The sequence below is a fragment of the Hymenobacter sp. BT730 genome (genome assembly GCF_030542105.1).
Classification (GTDB): Bacteria; Bacteroidota; Bacteroidia; order Cytophagales; family Hymenobacteraceae; genus Hymenobacter.
In genome coordinates this window covers 977,915-997,595 of record NZ_JAUOFB010000001.1, presented here as the reverse complement: position 1 = coordinate 997,595, position 19,681 = coordinate 977,915, and the positions used below count along the sequence as shown (strand labels likewise).

At 56.8% G+C, this 19,681-nt stretch carries 15 protein-coding genes; 6 read left to right on the top strand and 9 right to left on the bottom strand.

What is annotated here, in order from left to right; translation table 11 throughout:
* Nucleotides 1-174 precede the first annotated feature (174 nt).
* From Q4G72_RS04230 to Q4G72_RS04220, 3 genes are all read left to right on the top strand, one after another.
* Nucleotides 175-597 carry an STAS/SEC14 domain-containing protein gene (locus Q4G72_RS04230; RefSeq protein WP_303310186.1) on the top strand — a complete coding sequence of 141 codons (423 nt, stop codon included), beginning with the start codon at nucleotides 175-177 and terminating at the stop codon, nucleotides 595-597.
* Nucleotides 598-648: 51 nt separating this feature from the next.
* Nucleotides 649-1,077: a SpoIIAA family protein gene (locus tag Q4G72_RS04225; RefSeq protein WP_303310185.1), complete on the top strand. Its 429-nt coding sequence runs from the start codon at nucleotides 649-651 to the stop codon at nucleotides 1,075-1,077.
* 82 nt (nucleotides 1,078-1,159) lie between these two features.
* Nucleotides 1,160-1,948 (top strand): bestrophin-like domain, encoded by a 789-nt coding sequence (locus tag Q4G72_RS04220; protein WP_303310184.1) that lies wholly within the window; start codon nucleotides 1,160-1,162, stop codon nucleotides 1,946-1,948.
* Nucleotides 1,949-1,981: 33 nt separating this feature from the next.
* Here the strand turns inward: Q4G72_RS04220 and Q4G72_RS04215 are convergent, their stop codons facing one another.
* The gene (locus Q4G72_RS04215; RefSeq protein ID WP_303310183.1) at nucleotides 1,982-2,668 is read right to left on the bottom strand and encodes an SOS response-associated peptidase; all 687 of its coding nucleotides are present in this window, start codon (nucleotides 2,666-2,668) and stop codon (nucleotides 1,982-1,984) included.
* Nucleotides 2,669-2,786: 118 nt separating this feature from the next.
* Complete coding sequence (locus tag Q4G72_RS04210) at nucleotides 2,787-4,028, bottom strand: PAS domain-containing sensor histidine kinase (RefSeq protein ID WP_303310182.1); 1,242 nt, start codon at nucleotides 4,026-4,028, stop codon at nucleotides 2,787-2,789.
* A 400-nt stretch (nucleotides 4,029-4,428) separates the two neighbouring features.
* Here Q4G72_RS04210 and Q4G72_RS04205 point away from each other — a divergent pair, with 400 nt between their 5' ends.
* Nucleotides 4,429-4,629 carry a hypothetical protein gene (locus tag Q4G72_RS04205; protein ID WP_303310181.1) on the top strand — a complete coding sequence of 67 codons (201 nt, stop codon included), beginning with the start codon at nucleotides 4,429-4,431 and terminating at the stop codon, nucleotides 4,627-4,629.
* Between the two features lie 110 nt (nucleotides 4,630-4,739).
* On the opposite strand, the gene Q4G72_RS04200 is transcribed toward Q4G72_RS04205, so the two are convergent.
* The 3 genes from Q4G72_RS04200 to Q4G72_RS04190 all read right to left on the bottom strand — a co-directional run bounded on the left by Q4G72_RS04200 (nucleotide 4,740) and on the right by Q4G72_RS04190 (nucleotide 13,706).
* Nucleotides 4,740-7,739, bottom strand: coding sequence for a PAS domain-containing protein (locus Q4G72_RS04200; RefSeq protein WP_303310180.1), 3,000 nt, complete (start codon nucleotides 7,737-7,739; stop codon nucleotides 4,740-4,742).
* A gap of 127 nt (nucleotides 7,740-7,866) precedes the next feature.
* Complete coding sequence (locus tag Q4G72_RS04195) at nucleotides 7,867-10,605, bottom strand: PAS domain S-box protein (protein WP_303310179.1); 2,739 nt, start codon at nucleotides 10,603-10,605, stop codon at nucleotides 7,867-7,869.
* A gap of 80 nt (nucleotides 10,606-10,685) precedes the next feature.
* Nucleotides 10,686-13,706 carry a chemotaxis protein CheB gene (locus Q4G72_RS04190; RefSeq protein ID WP_303310178.1) on the bottom strand — a complete coding sequence of 1,007 codons (3,021 nt, stop codon included), beginning with the start codon at nucleotides 13,704-13,706 and terminating at the stop codon, nucleotides 10,686-10,688.
* A 209-nt stretch (nucleotides 13,707-13,915) separates the two neighbouring features.
* On the opposite strand from Q4G72_RS04190, the gene Q4G72_RS04185 reads away from it, so the two are divergent.
* Complete coding sequence (locus Q4G72_RS04185) at nucleotides 13,916-14,920, top strand: chemotaxis protein CheB (RefSeq protein ID WP_303310177.1); 1,005 nt, start codon at nucleotides 13,916-13,918, stop codon at nucleotides 14,918-14,920.
* A gap of 209 nt (nucleotides 14,921-15,129) precedes the next feature.
* On the opposite strand, the gene Q4G72_RS04180 is transcribed toward Q4G72_RS04185, so the two are convergent.
* On the bottom strand, nucleotides 15,130-15,543 hold the full coding sequence (locus Q4G72_RS04180) for a hypothetical protein (protein WP_303310176.1): 414 nt from the start codon (nucleotides 15,541-15,543) through the stop codon (nucleotides 15,130-15,132).
* Between the two features lie 192 nt (nucleotides 15,544-15,735).
* Here Q4G72_RS04180 and Q4G72_RS04175 point away from each other — a divergent pair, with 192 nt between their 5' ends.
* Nucleotides 15,736-16,263 carry a DUF421 domain-containing protein gene (locus tag Q4G72_RS04175; protein ID WP_303310175.1) on the top strand — a complete coding sequence of 176 codons (528 nt, stop codon included), beginning with the start codon at nucleotides 15,736-15,738 and terminating at the stop codon, nucleotides 16,261-16,263.
* An 18-nt stretch (nucleotides 16,264-16,281) separates the two neighbouring features.
* Here Q4G72_RS04175 and Q4G72_RS04170 read toward each other — a convergent pair whose 3' ends face one another.
* From Q4G72_RS04170 to uvrB, 3 genes are all read right to left on the bottom strand, one after another.
* The gene (locus Q4G72_RS04170; protein ID WP_303310174.1) at nucleotides 16,282-16,785 is read right to left on the bottom strand and encodes a hypothetical protein; all 504 of its coding nucleotides are present in this window, start codon (nucleotides 16,783-16,785) and stop codon (nucleotides 16,282-16,284) included.
* 121 nt (nucleotides 16,786-16,906) lie between these two features.
* A complete protein-coding gene (locus tag Q4G72_RS04165; protein WP_303310173.1) occupies nucleotides 16,907-17,494 on the bottom strand; it encodes a hypothetical protein in 588 nt (195 codons plus the stop codon).
* A gap of 15 nt (nucleotides 17,495-17,509) precedes the next feature.
* Nucleotides 17,510-19,546, bottom strand: coding sequence for an excinuclease ABC subunit UvrB (gene uvrB, locus Q4G72_RS04160; protein ID WP_303310172.1), 2,037 nt, complete (start codon nucleotides 19,544-19,546; stop codon nucleotides 17,510-17,512).
* Nucleotides 19,547-19,681: the final 135 nt, after the last annotated feature.

The window sequence follows — 19,681 nt, the reverse complement described above, 5'->3', positions numbered from 1 at the left end:
GCTTTCCCGCTACCGATGGTAATTTAAGTGCCGGGCTTTGCTACAGCAGCCCAATAAGTAGAAGTAGATAGGACCAGGTAGGTAGCTTAGGCAGAGCCCTGTAGGCAGCTATAGCCGTTGATAACCTGGAAAAAGTGGATGGTTTTCTTTCCCGGCTGCCTTGCTGCCTGCTCTATGAAGCCTATTGAACTCAAAACCGCAGCCGGCCGCATCTACCTGCACATCAACTATGACGCGGCCAACCAATGGCTGTATCTGCACTGGAAAGGCACACAAACCTACGAGGGCATTCGAGCCGGGGCGGAAGCATGCCTACAGGTGCTGGCCGAAACCAAGTGTCATTACCTCATCAATGATAACCGGCAGGTATATGAGCCCTGGCAGGAGGCAACCGACTGGGTAGTAAACCAATGGGCACCCCGGGCCGTTGCGCTGGGCCTCACCCACTTTGCCCAAATTGTCAGCCCCGATTCGCTGCTTACCCTCACGCCTGAGGTCATGCAGCAGGCGCTGGGAGAGCAGCTGCAAATGCGCACGTTTATCAGTGTAAGCCAGGCCCAGGAGTGGCTGCATCAGGCCCGGGCGGCGGTTTCCTAGAAGCCGTTAGCCTTATGATTTCCTGGCGAAACCTATTTTTTCACTTTACCCATGTTCTCCGATCATTCCAATGGAACGGGTACCGATTCGCTACTCGTTGCGTATGACCCGCAAAATTTATGGGTACACTGCACTTGGACGGGTGAGTATACCTATGAAGGAATAATAGCCGGACTTGAGGCCTGCCTGGCCCTACTGGTAGAACACCACTGCGCTCATATGCTGAGCGATATACGGCACCTGATAGGCCTGTGGGACACCCTGGTAGATTGGTTTGTGGTTGATTGGTGCCCGCGCGCCCGAGCCCAAGGCGTAACCTGCATTGCCATTGTCGTCAGCCCGGAGTCGTTGGTAGCGCAGTCGGCGCGCGCTGCCCAGCAAAGTATGGGCCCCGATACGCGGCCGGAGGTCCGCCTGTTTCTCAGCAATATAGAGGCCGAAGCCTGGCTACGCCAGCGCCAGGAGGAGGCTTTACTCTAACACTAATTGATGCACTCTGGGCGCAAGAGGTGGCCTGGCGGTATTTGTGAATGGTACCAACACTTTACTTTCTATGCCGGGCATGAGCACCAGTGTTTTCATTACGTCCCTGCCTGTATGGGCTTTGTTTCTGCTGGTGCTCCTGGTGGCCTTAGGTGCCTATGAGCTGGGGTTTCGGCTGGGGCGGCTTCTCATTAAGCGGGGCCGGCGGGAGCCGGAGCCCGCCGTTACTGCACTGGTAGGCGCCTTACTGGGCCTGCTGGCTTTTCTGCTGGCCTTTACCTTTGCCATGTCGGCCTCCCGCTTTGATGCACGCCGGGAGCTGGTAATTGAGGATGCTAACCGCATTCGGACGGCCTATCAGTACCTAAACCTGCTGCCCGAAAAACAGGCGCAGGAATTACGAAAGCTTTTCCCGGAGTACGTCACGCTACGCCTGCATATTATTACCCCGCAGGATGCCCAAAATCGGGTGCAAAGGGCCGATGAAATTCACCGTTTAATGTGGCAGCAGGCCTCTTCCCTAATCCACGAGAACATGGATTCGGAGCTGCGCAGCATGTTTATCAACTCCCTAACGGAGATGATGAATGTGTACGTTATGCGGAAAACGGTGGCCCTGACCTACCACATTCCGGGCAGCATCTGGGTTGTGTTGCATCTGCTTTCGGTGCTGAGTATGCTGAGTATGGGGTATCAGACGGGTATGTTCAGCCCCCACCGATTGGTAGGCATGCCTGTACTGGCCGCTGCCTTTGCCTTGGTCCTAACCCTGATTGCTGCCATGGATACCCTGGGCCAACGGCGTTTTTCCATCAGCCAGCAACCGTTGGAACAGGTATTAGCGCTGATGCAGCGCAACAAGCCATAGATACGGGAAGTTAAGCCGATTGCAACCGGCTCTTTACTGGCCTGCTGCAGCCGGCTCCAGCACCTCGGGCGAGTTGTGTGCCGGCGAGTTAACCAACTTGCTCACCACGTACTCCTGCATCTGCTCGGCAGGGTACGGCTTCAGCAGCAACTGGTGCTCTGCTGCTGACACCGCATCATCCAGCCAGGCCCGCTCGGCCGCGCGCCCCTGCAGAATTACGGGCATGCGGTGGTGCAGCGGCTGCATCAGGGCATTGGGCGAGGTAGTAATAATGGTGAAGGTGGGCAGCACTTCGCCGGAGTCCCGGTCTACCCACTCATCCCAGAGGCCGGCAAAAGCGTACGGCTCGCCGGAGCGCAATAAAAAGCGGTGGGGTGTTTTGGCCGGCAACCCATGGGCTGCCTTTTCCTGCCATTCATAGAAGCTATCTGCCAGCACCAGGCAGCGCCGCCGCTGCAGCAGCTGCCGGAACGAGGGCTTCTCCGCCAATGTCTCGGCCCGGGCATTAATGGGCTGCGGGCCGGAGGTGCGGTCCTTTACCCAGGACGGCACCAGCCCCCACTGCACCAGCTGTACCTGCTGCGGGGCGGCATTCGTGATAATGGGTAGCTGCTGCGAGGGAGCCGCATTATAGGTTGCCGGAAAGTCATCAGCCATAGTGGCCTCAAACCGCTCCTCTATCAGGCCCGGCGGGGCAATAAAGGTGTACCGTCCGCACATAGTGGAAAGCTAAAGATGAGTGGACTGTAGTACGTCGATACTAAGGGGAGGTTCCGGTGGGCTTTCCCTTGAATGGAGTACCGGAAACAGGATAGGAAAAGATAAATTCCCAGGCCGATTAAGCCTGGTTACCCGGTGCCTCTGTTCCCTCCTTCTCCAACTCAATAAAGAAGGTAGAACCTTCCTGCTCGCGGCTTTCCAGCCAGATGTGGCCCCCATGCAGCTCCACAATTTGCCGGGCAATGAACAGGCCCAGCCCGGTGGTGGTTTCGCCCTGCAGGCCGGCCCGGCGGGAGGGGTTGAATTTATCGAAGAGGTTGGTGTGCAGCTTGCCGGGAATACCGATACCGGTATCCTGGACCTTCAGGCGGGTATGGCCATTGTACTCCTGCAGGCCAATGGTGATACAGCCCCCGGCCGGGGTAAACTTCAGCGCATTACTGAGCAGGTTATCCAGCACCCGGCCAAACTTCTCGGCATGGATGGGGGCGTGCAGGGCCTCGGCAGGGAGGTCAAGGGCTAGCTCTACGCCCTTTTTCTGAGCAGCTAACCGGTGTACCTCCAGCTGCGCCGTGAGAAAGGCGTTCAGGTCGGCGGGGGATTTCTGTAGTTCGTTTGCATCCAGCTCGCCAATGTAGAGTACATCTTCCATCAGGGTATTAGCAATGCCGCAGGCCCGCTGAATAAGGTGAAAATAATGCACCATTTCCGGCGGCACAGCATCTCCATCCCGGCCAGCCAGCTCGCGCTGCAGCAAATCTACCAGCAGCTCTATCTGGGCAATGGGCGCTTTCAGGTCGTGCGTGGTGAGCTGCAGAATGGTTTCCTGGGCGTCATACACCCGCTTGAGTTTGGCTTCCAGGCGCTTCCGCTCCGAAATATCTTCCAGGATAGTGTAGCCTAGCTCGCCGCCATTATCGGGGAATAGCACCGACGTAACCTGACACCAAAAGCTGGAACCATCGGCACGAACCAGGCAGGTTTCCAGACTGAAGTAGGGCATTTTGTGCTCCCAGAGGCGCTTCTGCAATACGCGCCAATCCTCCTTAAAGTGGGCATGGGAAAAATCGAGGATTTTGCGACCAATCAGCTCATCGGGCCGGGTATAGCCCATCATGGCCACAAATGACGGGTTTACCTGGCGCATGGTCAGGTCCGGGGTAATGATTTTCTGCCCCAGGGGCGAGTTCTCGAACACGGTGCGGAAGCGAGCCTGACTTTGCTCGTAATGCTCCTTATGCAACCGTTGCTCACTAGCTTCTCCCTGCCGCGCACGAAGCTGACGAACTTCTTCCCGCAAGGCACGGATTTCCACCTCCAATAAATCAGAGTTGGCAGGCAGCGAGGAAATATCAGACATAGAAATAATACTAGGAGCAGCCTGTAAGGTACAGGTTTGTTAATGGTGACGCTGAGATATAGGTCTCTACAAGTCAAGTTCCGGATACTAGGTTCCGTTTAGGGGCGGCGGCCGGCGGCATATCAGCCTCAATTTGGTTTATGCAGGCATAGTATTGTGCCTCTGCAGGCAACTGCCCAACATTATCGGAGCTGACTTCGCTTTATGATATTTCTAAACAGGCGGGCTTTTTTCCTGCTTCCCGGATTTCCCGCAGCAGCATTAGTGGATTTTCGGAGACGTGGTAAAAACCACTGAAAATGTGTGGTTTTGGGCAAGATGATATCCTTCAAATAAAAGCTTACGTTTCAAGGATAGCCCTTCTCTCCCAAGGTTTCTTTCTTCTTTCAAAGTCAGTACCATGAAGAGCAAGCCCACATCCAAACCCAGCACACCAAAATCGGATTGGAAAAGCACGGACCAGGTTCGGCAGCCAAATAACTATTCCGAGGATTTGCTTCCTCTGCCCAGCGAGCAGGACCAGAACTATATTCCGCCCCAGGTGAGGGGGCGGCTGGAGCCCGGCCAGGCTACAGAGCCAGGCTCCCCCGACTGGTACTAGCCAGACTCAGCTACCTACATGAACCCAAAAGGCCCGCTATTGCGGGCCTTTTGGCTGAGCCTCTGGGGCGCATTGCACCTTCCCAATCTACCAGGAAGCGTGCCCAGGCATTATTGGGGGAAATACACAGTGAAGGTGGAGCCTTCGCCTACCTGACTGAGTACCTCCACCTTGCCACCGGCATTTTCCACCATTTTCTTGACCATGTACAGCCCGACGCCAGAGCCTTCTACGTGGGTATGGAAGCGCTGAAACATCTGAAAGGGCTGCCGCTCCCGGCTTAGGTCGATGCCCAGACCGTTGTCCTGCACTTCCAGGGCCAGGTATTTTTCGGCCGGGAAACACCGCAGGCTGACTAAGGGCGTCCGCTCCGGGCTATGATACTTTAGCGCATTGCTGACGAGGTTATACACCACCGAGCGGAGGTTTTTGGCCGAGAAGGCAATAGAAGGGCAATTCTGTACTTCTACGTGCAGGCGCGCGCCCACTTCCTGAATGAGTGGCGCCAGGTCCAGGAGCACATCTTCCACCACTTCGGCCAGCTTTACCTGCGTGAAGACGGGGTCGTGCTCCTTTTGCAGGCGCGATACATCCGTCAGGTGCTCTATGGTGCGCTTGAAACGGTTGACGGAATCATGCATCAGCTCTAACACGTAGCTGACGTCGCGCGTGCGCTGCTGCTCCGGTAGCTCGTCTTCCAGGGTTTGCAGCAGGCCTTCAATATTGGTAATAGGAGCTTTTAAATCGTGCGAGGCAGTGTAAATGAAGTTATCCAGGTCTACGTTGGTGCGCACGAGCTGCTGGTTGAGGTTGTCCAGCTCGGCGTTGGCAGTCAGCAGCTGCTGGTTGGCCTGGGCCACCAGCTGGCGGGCCGTTACCTGCTCGCTTACTTCGGTAGCCACTGCGGCAACACTGCCGATATGGCCTTGCGCATCGCGCAGGGGCTGGTAAACAAAGTTGAGATACACGGTATCCAACTGGCCGTTGCGCTCCAGCAACGTGGTTACCTCCTGGGCCATAAATGGCTCGCCGGTAGCTACCACGTGGTCCATTAGCTCCTTGAAACCCTGGTCGCGCACTTCCGGCAGGGCTTCAAAAATGGGCTTTCCTATTACCTGCTCCGGCTTGCGGCCCCATATTTCCGCCACGCGGGGGTTTGCTACCTCAATGACATATTCCGGCCCCTGGAGAATGGCAACTGCTACCGGAGCCTGCTCAAACAATGCCTGCAGCTGGGCCTGCTGGTTGGCATGCAGGCGGCGGGCCAGCACCTGCTCCGTTACGTTGAAAGCGAAGATGGAAACCCCCACTGTGGTTCCAGCCTCCTGATACGCCTGATAAGTGAAGGTATAGTACTCCTCCGGCAGCAGCCGGCCATCGGGGGCGCGCACCTGCAAGGGTAGCTCGGTGCCAAAGAAAGGCTCTCCCGTGGTGTATACCTGGTTTAGCAGATTTACAAAGCCAAATTCCACCGTCTCAGGTAAGGCTTCAGCCAAAGGATGCCCTACCAGCTCCCGCCCCGGAAACAACGCCTGGTACCCCGGGTTCACGTACTCGAAGCGGTGCTGAGGGCCGTGCAGGATGGCAACGCTGGCTGGCGTTTGCTCGAAAACCTGGAACATGGTTTCGCGCTTCCTTACTATTTGCTGCGCGGCTTCCAGAGCCTGGGTTTGTAGCTGGTCGGCCCGCAGGCGGCTTTGTTCCTGCTGGGTCACCTCAAAAGCAAACACCAGTACGCCATCAATTTGGCTATTGGCATCGAAGCGGGCCTGCTGAATAAAAGTAAAGTAGCGGTCCTCCAGCAGTCCGGTATCGGGCCGGGCCAGTGGAATCAGGATACCGGTTTCTTCGTGTGTTACGCCGGTATCATATACCTGCCGGAATGTGTGGTACACGGCATGGTCCTGCAGCTCAGGCATAGCTTCCAGCAGGGTCCTACCCAACAGCCGGCGGCCCGGAAACAGCTGTTGATAGCCGGGGTTTACCAGCTCATACACCAGCTCCGGCCCATTGAGGATGCAAATAGCAGCCGGCGCCTGCATGAATAGCCGCTCCAGTCGCTCCTTTTGCCGCTCGGCTTCGGCCTGGGCCAGCAACAGCAGATTGGTGCGCTCCTGTACCCGGGCTTCCAGCTCCAGGTTCAGTTTCTGCAGCTCCAGCTGCGCGCTCAGCAGCGCTACATTGTTGTTCAGAAACTCCTCATTAGAGGTATGCAGCTCTTCATTAGTGGCGGCCAGCTCCTCATTCGCAATAGCCAGGTCGGCATTCAGGTTCTGCACCTGCCGCCGGGCATGCACCTGCTCGGTCACTTCTATGCCTACCACCACTACGCCCGTCACGAAATTCTGCTGATTATGCAGGGGCTGGTAGACAAAATCAAAATAAGCGGCGTCTAACTGCTCGTTTCGCCATAGCAATACCTTCGCTTCTTTGCCGATGTAAGGCGTTTCGGTGCGGACCACATTGGCCAGAATATGCTCAAACCCCTGGCCATGCAACTCCGGCAGGGCTTGCAGCAAAGGCAAGCCTAACACCTGCGCTTCGGTTCGGCCCCACATCTTGCACGCCAGCGGATTGGCCGTTGCAATAACAAAATCAGGCCCCTCCAGGTAGCTGAAAGCCACGGGGGCCTGATGCAGGATGTTACGCAGCTGCTCGCGCTGTTCTTCCATTTCGGCGCGGGCCGCCTGCTCCCGGACCTGACTTGCGCGCAGGGCCTGCTCCACGGGGGTACGGTCGTGGTCGGAGGTATCCGTGAAGCTGACGACCAGCACATCCTGGTGGCGCCGGGCGGCCAGGCGGAAATAGTTATCCAGGCCATCGGCCTGGTAATTCACCTCATACTGGCCCGCCTCACCGGTTTCAAATACCCGGCAGTAGAAGGCAAATACCCCCTTATCCAGGGTTTCGGGAAAGTGGGTGCGCAACGTGCCCCCGGGCCGGGCTGGTAGCCCTACCATGCGCTGAGCGGCCAGGTTCAGATACTCCAGCTCAAAGTCTATTAGCTTTCCGCTGGAGTCGTAGAGGGGGCGCAACAGATTAATAGCCGTCAGCGAGACGTCCAGTACCGTTTGGAGCAGGTCGTTGGAAAAAGCGGAGGAGTCAGGCAAAACGGCAGGAGTATCAGAAATAAACAGGAGCGCCGGAAAGTTTGCGCAACAACAGGCAAGCTTACGCAGATGCTGGCAATAGCGCCATGCCGTAGATGGTTGACATAGCCTTATATACCCTATCTGCTTAAGGTTGGTTTTCTTCTGGTACTGCGGGCAGCAGATCCTCCTGTACCGGCAGGGTTAGGGAAATAGTAGTGCCCTGCCCCACGCGGGAATGAATGTTCAGAGAGCCGCCCAGCAGGGCTACGCGGGTACGGATACCGGCCAGCCCAATGCCGTGCGATGCCCGCGGAGTGCTGGTATCAAAACCCACTCCATCATCTTCCACGCTCACGTATACATAGTTATCCTCCCGCGCCACCGAAACAAAGGCCTCCCGCGCCTGCGCGTGCTTCATAACATTGTTGAGCAGTTCCTGCACCATGCGGTAGATAGCCGTTTGCAGCTGCCGGGGCAGGGGCTCTTCCAGCCCGCTCAGGTTCAGATCAACCGGCAGGCTGCGCGGAATCAGCTTCACCAGCTCCTGCAGGGCTACCTTCAACCCAAAGTTCTCCAGCACCCCGGGCGTCAGCTCATAGGAAATGGTGCGCGTGGCCCGGATGGCCTCACCCAGCAGATTATGCGCCGCCTGCTTCTGCGCCGACTCCGGCAGCATATCCAGATTCAGCTTGGTGGCATACAGCAGCTGGCCTACCCCGTTGTGCAGGCTCTCGGCAATGCGGCGGCGCTCCTCCTCCTGGGTGTTGAGAATGGTGGAAAGCACCATCTGCTGCTGGCGCAGCTTGAGGTCCGTGGTTTCCGCCATCAGCGTATTGCGCTCGGTTACGTCGCGGGCCAGAATAAGGGCGCCCTGGCCGTTGCTTTGGTGCAGGGGCAGCAGGTGCAGGTCGAAAGCGCCCTGCGGGGAAAGGCCGGTCCAGTTTAACTGGTGCCCGGCAGTACCGGCCAGGGTCTGACGCAACAGGCTCTGGAAAACAGTATTATCCGTCAGGTGCGGCAGCAGCTCCAGCAGGGGGCAGCCCAGGGCATCGGCCTCCGGAATACCGGTGAGCCGCGCGGCGCGCTGGTTCCAGGCGGTTACGCGCTGGTCGGCGTCGCAGGCCATAATGGCGTCCACGCTGTTATCGAGCAGACTTTTAGTGAACTCCTGCTCCTGACGGATTTTTTCCTTCATCAGCTCTGATTCCGTCACGTCAATGGCAAACATAATTCCCTGCTGCCGCTGCGCCTCAAAGAAGCCATAGTTCTGGAAAAACACCGGCTTGCCTTGGTATTCGGCCGTGCCAATGAAGGTGAGCGGCTGCCCGGCCAGTAGCTTACGCACGGGCTTGGCCAGCGCCGGAAACTCTTCAAACACGCTGGCCCCTACCAGCTCGTTATCCTGCAGGCCCAGCCGTTGCAGTCCTGCCCCAATCATCTCCAGGTAGCGCCCCTCCGGGGTGAGGCGGCTCAGCAGCACTGGCAGATTGACCAGAATGTGCTCCAGCAGCTGGTTTTTATAGTTCAGCTCCTCGTCCGATTCTTTGCGGGTGGTAATATCCCGTACCAGCCCCAGCAGCCGCCCCCGCGGGTGGTCTTCATCCGTAAACATGCGGCCTACCATAGACACGTATGTAATAGTGCCATCGGGCCTGACGATGCGGTATTCAGTATCCAGCGCTAGCTGCCCCTGGCGCAGCTTTCGGATGTTGTCCAGCAACCGGGGCCGGTCATCGGGGTGCAGGCGGCTGAGGGCCATGCTGGTGGGTACGGGGTTGGAATCGAAGACGTGCCCAAAGATTTCCTGAGCCCGGGCATCCCAGTAAAGCAGGTCATCGGTCAGGTTCCAGTCGGTAATACCCATAGCCGTGGCCGTGAGGGCTTCCTGCAGGCGCTCCTCGTTTTCCCGCAGCCGGTGGGCGGCCTGTTTTTCCTCCGTAATATCGCGCCAGGCAGCGTGGACGATGGTGCCGCCCACTTCCGGAATAGCCGTCAGGAGCACATCTTCCCAGAATTCCTCGGTACCATGGCGCAGGCGGCACCATTCAAACCGGCAGTAGCCCTGGCGCAAGGTTTGCTCCCACAGCTCATCGGCCCAGGCAGAGGAAAGCCGCCCATTGGGCTGGTATTTAGGCGAAAAGGCAGCGGCATGCTGGCCCAGCAGCTGTTTTTTGTCCGTAAGCCCCAGTAGCTGCAGCGTGGCGGCATTGCAATCCACAATCCGGTTATCACGCATGAGCAGCATACCGTCGTGGTTTCGCTCAAACAAGGTGCGGAAACGCCGCTCGCTAAGCTCCAAGGCCTGCGAGGCGCGTTGCTGCTCGGTTATATCAATCAGGGCCAGGCGGCAGTGCCGCTCGCCCAGGGCATTCGTAGCTGTACTGCCTTCCAGGCGTACAAACAGGGCCGTGCCATCTTCCCGGAGCATTTCCATGGAAGTGGTTTGCCGGGAGTCGGTACTTAGTATCTGCTCTAAAAACCGGTTAAAATCCAGACGGCAGCTCATGGCCACAAACAGCGCCAGGCGGCGCCCCTGCAGCTGCTGGCGCACGGTGCCCAACTGCTGGGCGGCCCGCAGGTTCAGCTGCAGAATAGTGCTATCGGCCGTTAAGGTGCAGTATCCTACCGGGGCAAAATCATAGAGGTCTACATACTGCGCCCGGGAGTTTTCGGCCTCCACCTGAGCCATCAGCAGCTCTTCGTACTGCATTTCCAGCTCAATCTGATGCACTTGCAGCTCCTGCACCAGTCGCTGCACTTCCGGCGCCGTGTCTGAGGCCAGGCTTTGGGTAGCCAGCTGCCGGCGCTCGGCGCGTAGTCGGAGCTCCCGCAAAGCGGCCTGCGGGTCTAATTGGGTAAGCGAAGTAGAGCCGGGAACATCCATAGCGAAATTAAGAAGCGGTTCTTAAGAGCGGTGGACAACAATATAGCTATACGCAAGCTGGAGCTTTTGCGCCACTCCAGCTAGGCGGGTCTGATGCCCAGCAGGATACGGTCGGTCGGGTGGCCTTCGCTGTGGATGCGGCGGCCGTACACCAGCACCTGTTGGGGGGGCTGCCCGGGGCTGTAGGCCGGCAGCGTCAGCGGAACGTCGTCGAAGCGGGGGCTCTGGCCGTTAAGCAGGCTCATCAGGTTGTCGCGCAGCATGGGCTGCCGCCAAGCACCATTGCTGAGCTCCTGCAAAGGCTGCCCGCTGGCGGGCTCCTCGCCAAACTCATCGGAAAAGGCCTGGCTTACGGTTAATACGCGCAGCTCATGGTCCAGCACCAGCATCGGCTCGCGCACGGTTTCCACAATGCTCTCGGCATAGCGCCGGGTGCTTTGCAGCTGCTCTTCCAGGCGTTTCATGCCGGTGATATCCGTAAAGGTGATAACGGCCCCGCTGATGTAGTTGTCCAGGGTGCGGTAGGGAAGAATTCGCATGGCATACCACTCATTGCTATGCGTCTGCACCGTAGATTCTGTACTGATGAGGCGTTCCAGCACCTGGTTTACATCCTGCACTAGGTTGGTATAGCGCAGGTTGTTGGCAAAGTGGGTAATGGGTCGGCCTATATCGGTTGGTTGCAGGTGCATGATGCGCGCCACCGATGGGGTGAAGCGCTTGATGACCATATCATTGTCCAGGAAGATAGTAGCTATTTCGGTAGCATCCAGTAGATTCTTCATGTCATTGGCGGCCTGACTGAGCTCTTCGGTCTTGCTCAGATACTGCATGTTCAGCGTCATAAGCTCCTCGTTCAGGCTCTGCATTTCCTCCTTGTTGGTCATGGCCTCCTCGTTGGTGCTCTGCAGCTCCTCGTTGGCCGACTGCAGCTCCTCGTTGGTGCTTTTCAGCTCTTCCAGGCTGCTTTCCATTTCCTCAATAGTGGTCTGCAGGCGGTGCTTGGTAAACTGCAACTCTTTTTCCAGCGCCGCCACCACAGAATCCCGGCTAATACCAGTGTCTACCCCTGCCTTGCCGGTGCGCACCTTTTTGGGCGTGGGCTGGTCTTCAAACGCTACCAGCAGCAGGCCGGCCAGCTCTTCGGGCTCCGTCAGGTAGGTAACGGTAATGCGTAGCAGCTGGAAGCCCGCATCGGTTTTCACCTTTACATGGTCTGCCACCACGCTCTGGCGGGTAGTAGTGGCCTTGTGCACCGCCGCGCTGATTTCGTAGTTCAGCTCTTCGCGGGCCATTTCAAAAATATTCAGCACGCTTAGCCCGGGCGCAGGCTCCAGGTAGCGGCCCGTGCGCCCGTTTACATACAGGATTTCGCCCTTGCTATTGATGAGTACGGCCGGCGGTGTGAAGGCACGCAGCATTACCTTCTGCACCAAGGAAGCAAAAGGCCCTTCTTTGCGGGGGGAGGAAGAGGTCATATGACTAGGCGCAGCCGGCGAGGCGACCTGCTGGCGGGAAAGCGCGAAAGGGAAATTGATGAGGCGGGTAACCGGCGAGACGACATCGTTGCGGCGGGAAATCTTCCATTTAATATCCAAGGGCGCAAACAAATCCTGAAAGCCGTTCAGGTTTTCACTGGGGCCCAGAAACAGCAGCCCGCCGGGGTTCAGAGCATAGTGAAAAACCGGCAGCAGATTTTTCTGCAGCTCGGCTGACAGGTAAATCAGCAGGTTGCGGCAACACAGCAGGTCCAGCCGGGTAAAGGGCGCGTCTTTGTTGATATCGTGCAGGGCGAAAATGACCAAATCCCGCACATCCTTCTTAATCTGGTAGCCTGCTTCCTGCCGGGTGAAAAACCGGGCCAGCCGTTCCGGGCTGATGTCGGCCACAATGGTTTCCGGATACAGACCAATGCGGGCAAAGTCGATGCCCTGGGCGTTGATATCGGTTGCGAAAATCTGAATTTTCAGGTACAGGCCAGGGTCAATGCCATCCAGGCATTCCAGCAGCAACATGGCCAGGGAATAGGCTTCTTCGCCGGTAGAACAGCCCGGCGCCCATACCCGAATAACACTATCGGTCGGCTTTTTACGCAGCAGCGGTATCAGGTGGTTTTTCAGAGACTCAAACGCATCCGGGTCCCGGAAAAACTTGGTTACGCCAATCAGCAGCTCCTTAAACAGGGCATCAACTTCCTGCGGATTTTCCTGCAGAAAGCGCACGTAATGGGTAAATTCCTTGATCTGATGGGAATTCATGCGGCGCTCGATGCGCCGGAACACGGTGTTGCGCTTGTAGTAGCTGAAGTCGTGGCCGGTCTGGGCCCGGATCAGCAGGAATATTTTCTGCAGGGCATGGGCCGGGCGGGAGGCTGACTCAGTGGTTTCGCGGCGAGGGCGCGCCATTACAGGCTTGTGCAGATATTCCAGCAGCTTATTCGGGAGCTGCTCGGCCGGCAGCACATAGTCTACAAACTCGGTGGCAATGGCCGAGCGTGGCATGGAGTCGTATTCCGCCGTTTCGGGGCTTTGTACCATCACCATCCCAAAGTTTTCCATTATCATTTTCAGCCCCAGGGTGCCATCGGCCCCCATGCCGGATAAGATGATGCACACGGCCCGCTCCCGGACATCTTTTGCCAGGCTCTGAAAGAAAAAATCGATGGGCAGCCGTTTACCCCGGGGCTGGGTGGGCGCAAACAGCAGCAGCGTGCCGTGCAGAATGCTCATGTCCCGGTCGGGCGGAATGACATACACGTGGTTGGGTAGCACTTTCATCCCATCGGCGGCTTCCAGCACGGGCATGCGCGTGAAGCGCTGCATCACCTGCGGCAGCTGCCCTTCCGGTTCGGGTGCCAGATGCATGACCACCACAAAGGCTACTCCGCTGTCGGGGGGCATGTGCTGGAAAAACTGCTCAAACGCATCTAAAGAGCCCGCCGAGCCACCCAGCCCTACAATAGGAAACTTCTCGCTGCCATCACCCTGGGCCTGCGCCCGGTGGAGCTGTGCCCGCGACACTTTGGCGTCTATCGGTGGGGTTTGGGTGGAAACAGGCCCCGTGGTGGGCTTTTCTTCCGGCAGTGGAGTGGTAGCAGGCATAGCAACAGGCCGAGGACCACGAGAAGATAACTGGCCGCGGCGCTCTACTTCAAAAGTACGCATAAACCTCACTTTAGGCCGATACCCCTCCGACTATGCTCCCTGTTGAAAAGCCCGGCTGTAAACCGAATTCAGGTCGGTGCGTAGGTTGGGAAAGCAGGTAGCAGATGGGGCCGCCCTCCCGCTTTTATGCCTTGCTCCAACTACTCGTGAAAGATCCTCAACATATCATTGTCATTGGTGCCTCGGCGGGCGGCATGCCGGCACTTACCCGCTTAGTCAGCAATTTAGCCGGCGACTTACCGGCAGCCGTGCTGGTAGTGCAGCACTTTGCGCCGGAGTCCTTCGGCCAACATCTGGTAGACCGGCTGGCGCGCCACACCACCTTACGATGCCTGCTGCCCAGCCACGGCGACAAACTGGAAGCCGGCACCCTGTACCTGGCCCCGCCTGACCGCCACCTATTGGTGCGCGACGGGACGCTGATGGTTACCAAAGGCCCCCGGGAAAATAACTACCGGCCTGCGGCCGATGCCCTGTTTCGCTCGGCCGCAGCTCAATATGGCTCGGCGGTTATTGGGGTGATTTTAACGGGGATGCTGCATGATGGCACTGCCGGCCTGGAGCAGATTAAGCGGTCCGGCGGCCGGGCCGTGGTGCAGGACCCCGATGATGCCGAGTTTTCCAGTATGCCGGAAAGTGCCCTCATCAACGTGTCTATTGATTATGTGGTGCCGCTGGCGGAAATGGGCGCTTTGCTGACGCAACTTGTACAAACCCCACCATCCGGCCCCATCGTTATTCCTCAGGATATCAAAATGGAGGCCGCTATTGCGGAGCGCATCGTGGGAGAAACAGAAGATATAGAGCGTTTGGGCACGCCCGTGCCCCTTACCTGCCCCGACTGTGGCGGCTCGCTGTGGCAGCTTACGGAAGGCAGTGTGCTTCGCTACCGCTGCCACACCGGCCACGCTTTTGCCGCAGAATCTTTACTGGAAAGCACGCAGCATGCCCTGGAAGAAACCCTTTGGGTGGCCCTGCGCATGATGGAGGAACGCAAGAACCTTCTCACCAGCATGGCAGGCCGCGGCCAGGGCTACTGGAGCATTCAGCAGGAGGAGCGCATTATGGAGATAAAGCGCCACATCAACCGCCTACGGGAGTTCCTCCTGAACGGCCAGGAGCACAATTCCTCTACTGAACAGGCGGGCTGAGGCACCTCGGTCCAGCATGGATGCCCTGGAAGCGGCCACGGGCTATGATTTGCTCTCGGCCGTGGCCCCCGGTGTGCATGCCACTCTCGAAGCCCAAGTCGATAATGGCCCCACCCAGTAATTAAGCAGTTACCTAGTCAACAAGAAGGCCCGGCTGTTAAACAGTCGGGCCTTCTTAATTGATAGAATATAGGTGTTGGGGAGCAGGTTTACTTTGCCTTACGGAAGGTGTAGCGGGTGAGGAAAATGCCCTGGCCCGTGGTACCGGCACTCTGCAAAGTTTGCGTGAGCGGCACGGCCTGCACCAGCTCCCAGCCCTCGGAAGTAATATCGTTGAGGAGTTGCACGATGGCCTGCTCGTTGGTGCGCACGTTGTTGATGTTGATACCCGTCAGACTGAACAAATTTTCCAGCGTGGCCTCTTTCTGGCCCTTGAACTCGGGGGTGAAGAGGATGCGGGAGCGGCCCAAACCACCTGCCACCACCGATTCGATTGTGGTCATGTGCATGTAGGTGTAAGATGGCGCGGTGCCGGCAACAGCTTTGGCAGCCAGCGGGCCAGGCATCAGTGGCGTAAGGGCCAGGGCCAGCACCACAGCAAAACGGGTAAGTGTACGATTCATAGAGTTTAGCAACAGGATGTGAATAAGACCAATTGCCAAAATAAGCCAAAACCCATACGCCCGTCAATAGGCAGGGTGGGTAGTAACTCCAAGGTTTGCATCCGGGTATATAGGCAAACCCGGCCTTAGCGCCTGGCTACTATAGCCAAGGCTGCGTAGGTCAAGCAACTATCTGACTTTTCTTTCTGCCTGATGGAGGAGCTAAATGAGCTTTTAGGCTTACACGTGCATTCCGATGATATTACCGCCCTGCAAATGTCTATGCGGGCGGTGGTAGTCTTTTTTGTGGCGCTGGCGCAGCTTCGGTTGGCAGGCACGCGGGCTTTCAGCAGCGGTAGCGCCTTTGATATGGTGCTGAAAATTATTCTGGGTGCCGTGCTCAGCCGGGCTATAGTTGCCGCCTCACCGTTCTGGCCCACGGTTATTGCGGCCACCGTATTTGTGGTGCTTCATCGGCTGCTGGCTATTGCCGCCTACTATTCCGATTTTGTGGGACGGATCATTAAAGGCAAAGCGCGGGTGCTGGTAGAAAACGGGGAGCTACACCTGCACAACCTGCGCCGCACCAGTATCTCCCGCAACGACCTGGCCGAAGGCCTGCGCGACAGTGGCGGACTGGAAGCTACCACCCAGGCCAAAAAAGTAGTACTGGAACGCAACGGCCGCATCAGCGTGATTAAGATGAAGCACGATAAGCCCAGTTCGCGGCCGGAGCAGTAGTGCCAGCGCCTATTGTGGCTACCTGGCAAGTGGCTTGCGCAGCAGATAGCGGGTTTGGGTCAGGGTTTCAATAGAGGTTTTGGCCGTATAAGCAGGCCGCTGGGGGTCGTTATATGCCAGATCTGTTTCTATTTGCTGCTTGGCGCCGACTGGCTGTACCGAGGATTGAATATCCACTATCTCCCACCCAGCTGCCGACAACTCATTAAGCGTTTGGATGAGCAATGAGTTTAGCGCATCGGGCACGTACGGCGTAAACAGCCCGCGCTTGGGTGGCTCCAGCTTGGTACGGCCCTGCCAGGCCGGTGATAAGAACACTGCTTCGTCGTTGTATAAGTGCACCATTTGGTACTGAAACCGCACGCCATTGCTGGAGGGTACCAACGTATGACTACTCACCGATTGAAAAGCTGTTTCGGGGAGCTTGGGCACCACCGGAAACGGGGTTTGGGTTTGCGCCGCCGTGGTATGTAGCGCACCGGAAAAGATGAGGAATAGGCCCAGGCGTACCGCTGTTTTCATAGCAAAAATGGAGAGAGGGTTAAGCATTGTTCTGATGAACAATGCTTAACCCTCTCTCCTAATATTATGCCAAATGAATATTTGCTTTTTACACGCCTAAATGGCCGGCCTCCTTACTAGCTTATTTCTTGCCCTTCCGCAGCAAATACACTAATCCGCCATTCTGAATTGAAGCCATTTCTACTACTTCCCAACCATCAGCGGCAGCATCGTTCAGGGCTTTGCTGAGCAAGGAGGTGACATTGTCATTATGCTCTGAGACAATGCGGGCGTATTCGTTTACGCGGCTCATTTGTTCATCATTCCCTTGCTTCCGGAGCTTTTCCAACTGTTGAGACGTCTGCTTTTTTCCATCTATGTAGGTATTACCATCACCATCAACATGGGTAGTCGTTACCGTCGCTTCAATTATTTGACCTGGCTCAGCAAGCAGTCCGCTCGTAGGTGAATGGAGCTTCATAAACTCATCCGGCTTCGCCAAAGACACTTCCTTCTGTGCTTTAAACTCCGGGCTAAACCGAATAACGGGCCCTATAGTGGTCTGGGAACCGGAATAAAAGATTTGCATGTACTGCGTAGAAGCTTTCTGCGCCAGACCGATCCGGGCAGAGAATGAGCCTACCAACAGCAAAACAGCCAATAGAATACGGGAGCTTGAGAACATCATCAGACTAATAAATGGATAGGTTAGAAAAACAAACCTATCCATTTATCCGGCATCCTACTAGTCACGCTTCATCTTTAGCATTTGCTTGAGAGCCGCCAGCTCGTCCCGGTACTTGGCGGCCTGCAGGAAGTCCAGCTCTTTGGCGGCAGCTTCCATCTGCTTTTCAGTTTGCTTGATGAGCTTCTCCAGGTCTGGTTTCGTCATCATGGCCACCACAGGTTCGGCCGCTAGTGACAGGGCCGACTCCTCGCTGGGACCCACGTAAGCTTTCGGCTCAATGGTGCGGTAGTCAGACAAAGACGTTTGCCCCATAATGGCTTCCCGCGACTTTTTCACCGTTTGCGGGGTTATGCCGTGCTTCTCGTTGTAAGCCATTTGGGTGGCGCGGCGGCGGTTGGTTTCCTCCATTGCCCGCTCCATGGAGCCCGTAATCCGGTCGGCGTACATAATCACCTTGCCCCGGTCGTTTCGGGCAGCGCGGCCCATGGTCTGGATCAGGCTGCGCTGGTCGCGCAGGAAGCCTTCTTTGTCGGCATCCAGAATGGCTACCAGGCTTACTTCAGGCAAGTCCAGTCCTTCGCGCAACAGGTTTACGCCAATGAGCACGTCAATTTCCCCTAGGCGCAGCTGCCGCAGGATTTCCACCCGGTCCAAGCTTTTCACATCGGAGTGCACGTAGCTGGACTTGATGCCCAGGCGCTCCATGTATTTCTGCAGCTCCTCGGCCATGCGCTTGGTGAGGGTGGTTACCAGCACCCGGTCGCCCATTTTCACGCGGTTATCTACTTCGTCCAGCAGGTCATCAATCTGATTCACGCTGGGGCGCACGTCAATAACGGGGTCCAGCAGACCGGTGGGGCGAATAATCTGCTCCACTACCACGCCATTAGCCTGGGTTAGCTCATAGTCGGCGGGGGTAGCTGACACAAACACCGCCTGCTGGTACATACTTTCAAACTCGTTAAAAGTAAGCGGGCGGTTATCCATGGCAGAAGGCAGCCGGAAGCCATATTCCACCAGGGCTACTTTACGGCTCCGGTCGCCGCCCCACATAGCCCGAATCTGGGGCATGGTCACGTGGCTTTCGTCTACCACCAGCAGGTAGTCTTTAGGGAAGTAATCCAGCAAGCAGAAGGGCCGCGAGCCCGGCTCACGCCCATCAAAATACCGCGAGTAGTTCTCAATGCCGGAGCAGTAGCCCAGTTCCCGAATCATCTCCAGGTCGAACTCCGTGCGCTCCATAATGCGCTTGGCTTCTGAGTCACGCCCCTCCTTCTCGAAGTAGGAATGCTGCTGCATCATGTCAAACTGAATTTCCTTGATGGCTTGATTCAGCGTGTCTTTACCGGTTACAAAAAGGTTTGCCGGGTACAGCGTTACATCTTTCTCATCCGCCAGCTTTTTGCCGCTCTGTGGATCTATCTTCTGAATGCTTTCGATTTCATCGCCAAAAAAATAAATCCGGTAGGCGTAGTCCGCATAGGCCGGGAATACGTCCACGGTATCTCCTTTCACGCGGAAAGAGCCACGCGTGAACTCTGCCTCGGTGCGCGAGTACAGAATCTGCACAAACTGATAGAGCAGGTTGTTGCGCGAGTAGCGCAGGCCCGGCGCCAGGTAAATAACATTCTTGGCAAACTCTTCGGGGTTGCCAATGCCATAAATACACGACACCGAGGCAATAACAATGATATCGCGCCGCCCGCTCAGCAGCGAGGAAGTGCAGTGCAGGCGGAGTTTTTCTATTTCCTGGTTGATGGCCAGGTCTTTCTCGATGAAAACATCAGTACTGGCAATGTAGGCCTCCGGCTGGTAGTAGTCGTAGTAGCTGATGTAGTACTCGACGGCATTATTGGGAAAAAATGTCTTGAACTCGCCATAGAGCTGCGCCGCCAGCGTTTTGTTGTGGCACAGCACCAGGGCCGGCTTGCCGGTTTCGGCAATAACATTGGCCATGGTAAAAGTCTTGCCGGTGCCTGTGGCCCCCAGCAATACCTGTGCGTGTTCCCCGCTATTAATTCCCTGCACCAGTTGCGCAATGGCCTGTGGCTGGTCGCCGGTAGGTTCAAATTCTGAGGTAAGCTGATACTTCATGCAGAAAGACAAGAGAAAGCAACGGGTAGCCTGCTATAACCCGGTAAAGGGCCCGGGGGTTTCTACGAACATAAAAAATCCCCGGGTAAGCTAAGCAGATTGACAACACCATAAGGCGGGAATGTTGCTTTACGG